Annotated in this window: 5 protein-coding genes; 4 read left to right on the top strand and 1 reads right to left on the bottom strand. The window is 57.4% G+C overall.

Translation table 11 applies throughout. The features are described from left to right. Positions 1-103 precede the first annotated feature (103 nt). The 4 genes from ACSSVH_RS16075 to ACSSVH_RS16060 all read left to right on the top strand — a co-directional run bounded on the left by ACSSVH_RS16075 (position 104) and on the right by ACSSVH_RS16060 (position 6,922). The gene (locus tag ACSSVH_RS16075) at positions 104-610 is read left to right on the top strand and encodes an RNA polymerase sigma factor (RefSeq protein WP_262377088.1); all 507 of its coding nucleotides are present in this window, start codon (positions 104-106) and stop codon (positions 608-610) included. After that, on the top strand, positions 607-1,539 hold the full coding sequence (locus ACSSVH_RS16070; protein ID WP_492633461.1) for a FecR family protein: 933 nt from the start codon (positions 607-609) through the stop codon (positions 1,537-1,539). Before ACSSVH_RS16075 ends, ACSSVH_RS16070 begins: the two co-directional genes overlap by 4 nt. A 107-nt stretch (positions 1,540-1,646) precedes the next feature. Continuing rightward, entirely contained in the window at positions 1,647-4,133 is a 2,487-nt protein-coding gene (locus ACSSVH_RS16065; protein ID WP_169954772.1) for a TonB-dependent siderophore receptor, read from the top strand. A gap of 245 nt (positions 4,134-4,378) precedes the next feature. Further along, entirely contained in the window at positions 4,379-6,922 is a 2,544-nt protein-coding gene (locus ACSSVH_RS16060) for a TonB-dependent siderophore receptor (protein ID WP_492634722.1), read from the top strand. 67 nt (positions 6,923-6,989) lie between these two features. On the opposite strand, the gene ACSSVH_RS16055 is transcribed toward ACSSVH_RS16060, so the two are convergent. After that, positions 6,990-7,946, bottom strand: a complete 957-nt coding sequence (locus tag ACSSVH_RS16055) for an alpha/beta hydrolase (RefSeq protein WP_492633460.1) — start codon at positions 7,944-7,946, stop codon at positions 6,990-6,992. Between the last annotated feature and the right edge of the window lie 7 nt (positions 7,947-7,953).

Here is a 7,953-nt window from a genome sequence, read left to right as displayed (position 1 = left end):
CAGTCAGCGCCCGCACGTTTTATGCTGTTGCGAACGATTCTCATAAATTGTAGTCTAGCGCCCCCTATGTGTGCCCTGCACACGGATGCCCATGGAGTGTGCGTTGGATAATCTGGATCGGTTGTTTCGCCTCTATCATCGCGAACTGCAGCAGATTGCCTACCGTCGGCTGGGCGACCGGGAAATGGCGGCCGACCTCATGCAGGACGCGTTCGTGCGCTACGTCGGCCTGGACCGGCAGCAGCGCACCCATACCATCACCAATCCGCGGTTTTTCCTGATTCGCGTATTGCGCAACCTGATCATCGACCTGGGCCGCAGCCGCACACGGCGCGGGCCGATGGACTCGCTGGAGGATGTGCAACACGAGTTGCTCGACCCATGCCCGGGCCCTGCGGCACTGGTGGAAATGCGCCAGCAATTGCAGCTGTTGCAGCAGGCGTTGGGAGAATTGTCCGAGAACAGCCGCCAGGCCTTGCTGCTCAACCGCCTCGACGGCTTGGGCCATGCGGCGATTGCCAAGCAACTCGGGGTGTCTCCCAGTATGGTCAGCAAATACATCATGAGCGCGGTGCTGCATTGCGCCCGGCGTCTTGGGATGACCGAGTGACACTGGAAAAACCTTCACCATTGCTGACCGAGCAGGCGTTGCAGTGGCTGGTCGACCTGCATTCGGGCAGCCCCGAGGCACCGACCTGGGACGCCTACCTGCAGTGGTGCGAAACCTCGCCCGAACACCAGCGTGCCGCCCATGCGGCGGAACGACTGTGGGAGAGCCTGGGCAGCGCACTGGAGCGCCCACCTGGATCGTCACGCCGCTTGTTGCAACTGGGGCTGGTCGTCGCATTGAGCCTGGCGGGCGGCTTGTCCTGGCAGGCGGAGCAACACGGCTGGATGGCGGACCAGGTGACCGGCCTGGGCGAGCACCGCCGCGTCACACTGGACGACGGCTCACACCTGGAACTGGCGCCGCGCACCCGGGTGGATATCGACATGCAAGGTGGTCGCCGGGTGCTGCATCTGTATACCGGCGAACTGTTCGTCCAGGTCGCCCCCGATACCCAACGCCCCTTCGAAGTACGCGCCGGGCGCGGCAGCCTGCGCGCGCTGGGCACTGGCTTCGACGTGCGACGCGAGGGCGAGCAGGTGCGGATGGTCGTCACCGAACACACCGTGCGCGTGACATTGGACGGCGACCCGCAGACCACCGATGTCGAGGCCGGGCAGGCCGTGCAATACGGCCCGGACGGCCGCGCGCGCACCCAACCGGCCGACGTCGGCACCGCCACGGCCTGGCGCCGCGACAAACTGGTGTTCAACCGCCAACCCCTGGGCGAGGTGCTGGAGCAACTGGGTCGCTACCATCGCGGCGTGATCTGGGTCCGCGACAACAGCCTGCGCGACCTGCCCGTGACCGGCATCATCGCCACCGACGATACCGACGCCCAACTCAAACTGCTGCAACGCACCCTGCCACTGCGGGTGCGCCTGCTGCCGTGGCTGACCGTGATCGAGCGCGACGACTCGCCCCGACAGTAACCCCGTGCGCAAAAAATACGCTGGCCGCCGCTGTCGGGTTTCAGAAGGCTGACGTCTTTCCTGTTGAGATTGATTTTTATTTGGCTGATTTCAGCAGGGGGAGCGTTATGCAGCATCTGATCAGGCACACCGCCTTGAGCCTGGCACTAGCCACGGCCAGTGCCGTGGGAATAAGCCTGCCGGCACAGGCGGCGCAGCAGCAGAAGACCGACAACCGGGCCTACGATATCGAAGCCGGTCAACTTGACCAGGTACTGACGCGCTTTGCCGAGCAATCCGGGTTGCGGTTGATGGTCGTCAGCGAGTGGGTGGCGGGTCAGCAGTCGCAAGGGTTGAAGGGGAACTACCCGGTGCAGCAGGGGCTTGACCGGTTGTTGCTGAACAGCGGCCTGGTCGCCCGGCTCAGTGATGATGTGATCTTGATTGAAAAGGCCCCGGTGCAGGGCGGGGCGGTGGAGTTGGGGGCTACCACGATTCAGGGGCAGGGGATGGGGGAGATGACGGAGAATTCGGGGTCGTACACCACCGGCCTGACCAGTATCGGCTCGAAGACTCCGACCAGCCTGCGGCAGACGCCGCAGTCGGTGTCGGTGGTGACTGCGAAGGTTATTGAAGAAAAGCGCATGACCGACCTGGCCGAAGCGATGAAAACCACGCCAGGCATTACGGTCACCAACAATAACTTCCGGTTGTCAGACTTCTCCTCTCGAGGCTTCAACATCGAGAACATTCAAATCGACGGTGCCGCTCCCATGGCCCTGGGTACCACGTCGGGAAGTTTCTATTCCAACAAGAGCTACGACCTGGTGGAGTATGACCACGTTGAAGTCTTGCGGGGTGCGTCCGGGTTGTTCGGCGGTACAGGCGATCCAGGCGGCATGATCAACCTGGTACGCAAGCGCCCGTTGGATGCCTACCAGTTAAAGATCGATGTCTCGGCGGGGAGTTGGGACAACTACCGCACGCAGATGGATGTCACCGGACCTTTGGGGTTTGACGGCAAGCTTCGTGGGCGCATGGTGGCGGCCTACACGGATCGCCAATACATGGCTGATGATCGCGCCCTGGAAAAGCCGATTTTCTACGGGGTGTTGGAAGCGGATATCACGGATGACACACGACTGACCCTGGGTGGGCGTTCTGAACGCATCCACGAGACGGGTTCAGGTACGGGCTTGCCGCGTTACCTTGATGGCCGGGATCTAGGACTTTCGCGAAGCGCCAGCCTGACACAGAACTGGGCGTACCTGGATGGTCGATCCCAGGAAATCTTTGGCAAGATCGATCATGAGTTCAACGAGAACTGGAAGGGGAACGTTTCCTATACCCAGACCCTGGATTCAGGGTTTTCCAAAAGCGCGTTCTCATTTGGCGCGGTTGATCCTGCGACCATGACAGGGCCAAATACCGGGGGCTCTAATAACAAATATCGTAGCGATCAAAAGCTGTTTGATGTGAATCTCGCCGGCAAATTCGAGGCAATGGGGTTGCAGCACGAACTCCTTGTGGGGATGGATCACCAGAAGATCACCAGTTCATGGGCGGGGACTGCCCAGGCCACTGGGTCGGGTGTGCCAATCGATGTCTTTAACCCAGCACCATGGCCACAGCCCGACACCGACAAAGATTTTTTCCACCGTTTTAGCCCTAACACCCAAGTGCAGTACGGCCTGTATTCCACCCTGCGTTTGCAATTGGCCGCGCCGTTGCACCTGATTGTCGGTGCTCGTGCGCAACGTTATAAATTCGATCAACTCTATCGTTCCCGCGACAAGGGGGTCTGGGGTACTGATTCAGATGTTTCTGTTCGCGAACCCACGAAGGTGGTGCCTTACGGCGGCATCGTCTATGACCTCACGGATGAATGGTCGACATACGCCAGTTATTCCGAGATTTTCAAACCACAGCAAACCAAACTGATGGGGCCGTATCCAGGCAGCCCTATCGAGTCCATGACGGGCAAGACCTATGAAACGGGGGTCAAGGGAGAACTGTGGGGCGGGGCTGTCAATACGTCGTTTGCGCTTTACTACACCAGCCGTAAAAACGAGGCAGTACTTGATCCTCGCTACGAAGCGTCCAGTGTGCTGCACGGCGGTAACTGCTGCTACCTACCTCAAGGCGAGGTAACCAGCAAGGGTGTTGATATGGAGTTCACCGGCGAAGTATTGCCGGACTGGAACGTACTGGCCGGTTACACCTATAACCACAACCGCAATCGCACTCAAGCCAAAGTGTTCAGCAGTGTGACACCCAAGCATCAGGTCAAACTCTGGTCTACCTACCGTCTGCCAGGCGTATTCAATGACCTGAAGGTGGGTGGCGGCGTGAATCTACAGAGTGCTACGGATGTCAGCGGGACAACCTGGTTTGCCCCTCAAAAGCGGTATTACGATTTTAAATACAGCCAGTCCGGATACGCCGTCTGGGACGCCATGGCCGAGTATCAGTTGGATGAGAACTGGAGCGTGCTTTACAACATCAATAACCTGTTCGACAAGCATTACTACAGCAAACTGGGGACACCGTCCTCGGGCAACTGGTATGGCGATGAACGCAACCACATGCTGACCTTGCGCGGTACTTTCTGGTAAGCAAGGTTTGAAATGAAAAGGGACATCGTGAGATGTCCTTTTTTGTTTCTGTTACAAAGTGATTGAGAATCCTTCTAAATTATTTTTATCCCGAACGTTCATTAATGGCTCGATACCGATTCAAGTCAAAACCGTCCCTCTGCAACAGGGAGTGGGGTCTGGACGGTTTAACTAAATTCAGGTCATTCCGCCTCAAGAGTGGGAGGCCTTCGACATTAATGACATATCTGGGGCTAAACCAAACAATGAAACGCGAGAGTAAAAGGTTCAGGCAAAAACTCTTCAGTGCTCCCCTCTCTTCCTGCCGCAGTTGCGTGTCGGTGGCGGTCCTTGGGTTGGCTCTCAGTGTCTGCGGCGTGGCTTTCGCCCAGCCCATACAGGTGAATGTGCCAGCCCAGTCGCTGGACAAGGCGCTGACCGAACTGGGCAAGCAGACCGGCCTGCAAGTGCTTTTCGGGCCGGATATGGTCGCGGGCAAGAAGTCCACCGCCGTCAATGGCAGCCTGGAACCTGCAGCTGCGCTTGAAGCACTGCTCAAAGGTGCAGGCCTGACTTTCAGGATTGAAAACAACACGGTCATCCTCAGCCCTGAAAACGGCGCGAGTACAACACTGGAGTTGGGAACCACCACCATCCAGGGCCAGGGGATGGGAGAAATGACGGAAAACTCCGGTTCCTATACCAGCGGCCTTGTCAGTGCCGGTTCCAAAACGCCTACCAGCTTGAAGGATACGCCGCAGTCGGTGTCGATCATCACCCAGCAGCTTCTGGAAGACCGGCGCATTGTCGATCTGTCCGATGCGATGCGACGCACGCCGGGCATCACCGTTAAAAATGCCAACTACCGCCTGCCGCAGTTCATCTCTCGTGGTTTCCGCATCGATAACATTCAGATTGATGGTGCTTCGCCGATGGACATCGGCTCTGGTGTAGGGACGTTCTATGCCAACCAAACCTATGACATGGCCGAGTTTGACCATATCGAAGTGCTGAGGGGGTCGTCTGGTCTTTTTGGTGGTACTGGTGATCCGGGCGGTATTATCAACCTTGTGCGAAAACGTCCGCTGGACTACTTCCAACTCAAGTTCAATACCTCGGCGGGTTCCTGGGACAACTACCGTAGCGAAGTTGATGTAACGGGGCCGATGGCCTTTGACGGCAAGTTGCGAGGGCGTGTGGTGGTGGCCAATACCGACCGCCAATACTTCATGGATAAGCGTAGTACCGAGAAGCCTTTCATCTATGGGGTACTGGAGGCGGACGTGACTGACACCGCCAGAGTTACCGTCGGTGGCCGTTATGAGAAGACCCATGAAAATGGCACGGGGGATGGTTTGCCTCGATTCAGTACCGGCGAGGATTTGAAACTCAAGCGCAGTAGCTGGTACACGACCAATTGGGCATATGCGGATATCAGTACCCAGGAAATGTTCGCCAAATACGACCAGGATCTGGCGAACGACTGGAAACTCAACGTTTCTTTCACCAATACCCTCAACAAATCCGATACCAAAGGTGTGTTTCTATGGGGGGCTCCGGACCCGATCACCCTTGAAGGCGCTACTTGGGGAGGGAGTTTCGTCAGAAGTTGGAGCGAGCAGTCGTTGTTTGATACCAACGTGTCCGGGAAATTTACTGCGTTCAATCGTGAGCATGAGCTGTTGATTGGTGCGGATGCGCAGAAAGTGACCAGTCGCTGGCGCTCGACGTGGGGCATGGCTGGGTTCTATCCCATCGATGTCTACAACCCGGATGTACCGGCACTCCCGCCTTCCAGTATCGGTAGTGCCCTGGAGCGTGACTACAGCCCCAATACTCGTAAACAGTATGGTTTGTACTCGACCTTACGCTTGCAATTGACTGATCCGCTCAAACTGATTCTCGGTGCCAGAGTGCAACGCTACAAGTTCGAACAGACCTACAAGACCGTAAATGATAGTACGGGCGCCTGGGATGTTCAGTCCCAGAGTAATCATCGTGAACCCACCAAGTTGGTTCCCTTCGGTGGTTTGGTATATGCCCTTGATGACGAATGGTCGGCGTACGCCAGCTATTCGGAAATCTTCAAGCCCCAGGCCCAGCAACTGCAAGGCCCAAGTACTTCTGGAAAAGTCCTGGAACCCATGGTTGGCAAGACTTACGAAACCGGCATTAAGGGTGAACTCTACGGCGGAACGCTGAACGTTTCGGCTGCGCTGTTCTATACCAAGCGAGAGAAGGAGGCGATTCAAGATCCGCGGTACGCGGCGGAAGCAGTCTTGTATGGCGGCAGTTGCTGCTATCTCGCCCAAGGCGAGATCGTCAGCAAGGGGCTTGAGCTTGAAGCCAGTGGTGAGGTGTTACCTGGGTGGATGGTGATGGGCGGGTACACCTTGAACCTTACAGACAATGGTACCAAGGACACTTTCCTCACTACGGTTACACCCAAGCATTTGGCGAAGTTGTGGACCGCCTACACGTTGCCTGATCGCCTTTCTGACTGGAAAATCGGTGGTGGTGTCAACATCCAGAGCGCCAGCTATGCCAGCGGGACTGCCTACCGGGTCAGAAAAAATCCGACGGAGAATTACTACGATGTCTACGATGAGCGGCCTTTTGATATGGTTCAGGGCGGCTACGCCGTATGGGACGCCATGGTCGAGTACAAAGTCGATGAAAACTGGACTGTCGCCCTCAATGGCAACAACCTGTTTGACCGCAAGTACTTCGAGACCCTGAAGACTTCCGAGTACGGTAACTACTATGGCGAACCGCGCAACTACATGTTGACGGTACGCGGCACGTTCTAGGTTCCCATTAGGCGTCGCAAAAAAGCCACCTCGATCGAGGTGGTTTTTTTTGCCTGTTTTTACCTGGTTAAAGCTGGTCCAGCCAACTGTCTACCGCACTGTAAATCCCTGCAATGTCTCCAGTGATACCGGACATACGCAGAAAGTCATGGGTCAGGCCGTTTTGTGTCAGCAAGGTCACTTGGGTGCCCGTGTTCCTCAGAAGCTGCGCATACTCCAGACCTTCGTCATACAGAGGGTCATATTCGGCCAGGCTGATATAGGTCGGCGCCAAGGCAGTCAGTCCCTGGGTCAGCAATGGCGAGGTACGCCAGTCGCCACGTTGCTCGGCGTCAGGCGTGTAGTTTCGATAAAACCATTGCAGTGTCTCGCTCTCCAGCAGGAAGCCTTCGCCATAACGCTGGTGGGAGGGGCGGGTTCGCTGGGTATCAGCGACCGGGTAGAACAGCAACTGAGCCTGGGGCATAAGCATCATATTTTCAGGCTGTTGCACGGCGCTGATGGCCAGGACAGTTGCCAGGGTTGCACCGGCACTGTCGCCCGCGACGGTCACCTGAAGTGAGTCCAGATGCAGCTCGGCACCCTGACGTGCGAGCCAGTTTGCACTGTCTATAGCGTCATTCACTGCCGCAGGAAACGGATACTCAGGCGCCAGGCGATAGGCCGGCGCCAGTACTGCATGACGGCCGCTGGCAGCCAGGCGTCGGCAGATCGAGTCATGGGAGTCGAGACTGCCGACCACATAACCGCCTCCATGAAAATACAGGATCACCGGCAGCACGCTCTGCTCTGTACCGGTCTTGCGGTAGAGGCGGGCAGCCAGCTGTTGACCGTCGCGAGTGGGGATCTGTAACGAGTGGACACTGATCGCCCCGGGCGGGCTGGGGTCGAGAATCTTTGAGGTCAGGTCGAACTCGGTACGCGCAGCTTGTGGTGTGAGTTGGTGCATCGGTTGGCTTTTGCCGCTCAGGCGGCCCATCTCGGCCAGTTCCAGAAAACCTTCGAGGTCAGGGTCCAGAGGCATTGCGTGT

It is taken from the genome of Pseudomonas sp. HC1(2025) (assembly GCF_058742075.1).
The sequence above is the reverse complement of the archived record's forward strand: the minus strand, read 5'-3'. Positions and strand labels throughout refer to the sequence as shown.

Excerpts from the sequence above, each read along its gene's own strand:
- ACSSVH_RS16065 (WP_169954772.1), top strand. The coding sequence starts at position 1,647 with ATGCAGCATCTGATCAGGCACACCGCCTTGAGCCTGGCACTAGCCACG.
- ACSSVH_RS16060 (WP_492634722.1), top strand. The coding sequence starts at position 4,379 with ATGAAACGCGAGAGTAAAAGGTTCAGGCAAAAACTCTTCAGTGCTCCC.
- ACSSVH_RS16055 (WP_492633460.1), bottom strand. The coding sequence starts at position 7,946 with ATGCCTCTGGACCCTGACCTCGAAGGTTTTCTGGAACTGGCCGAGATG.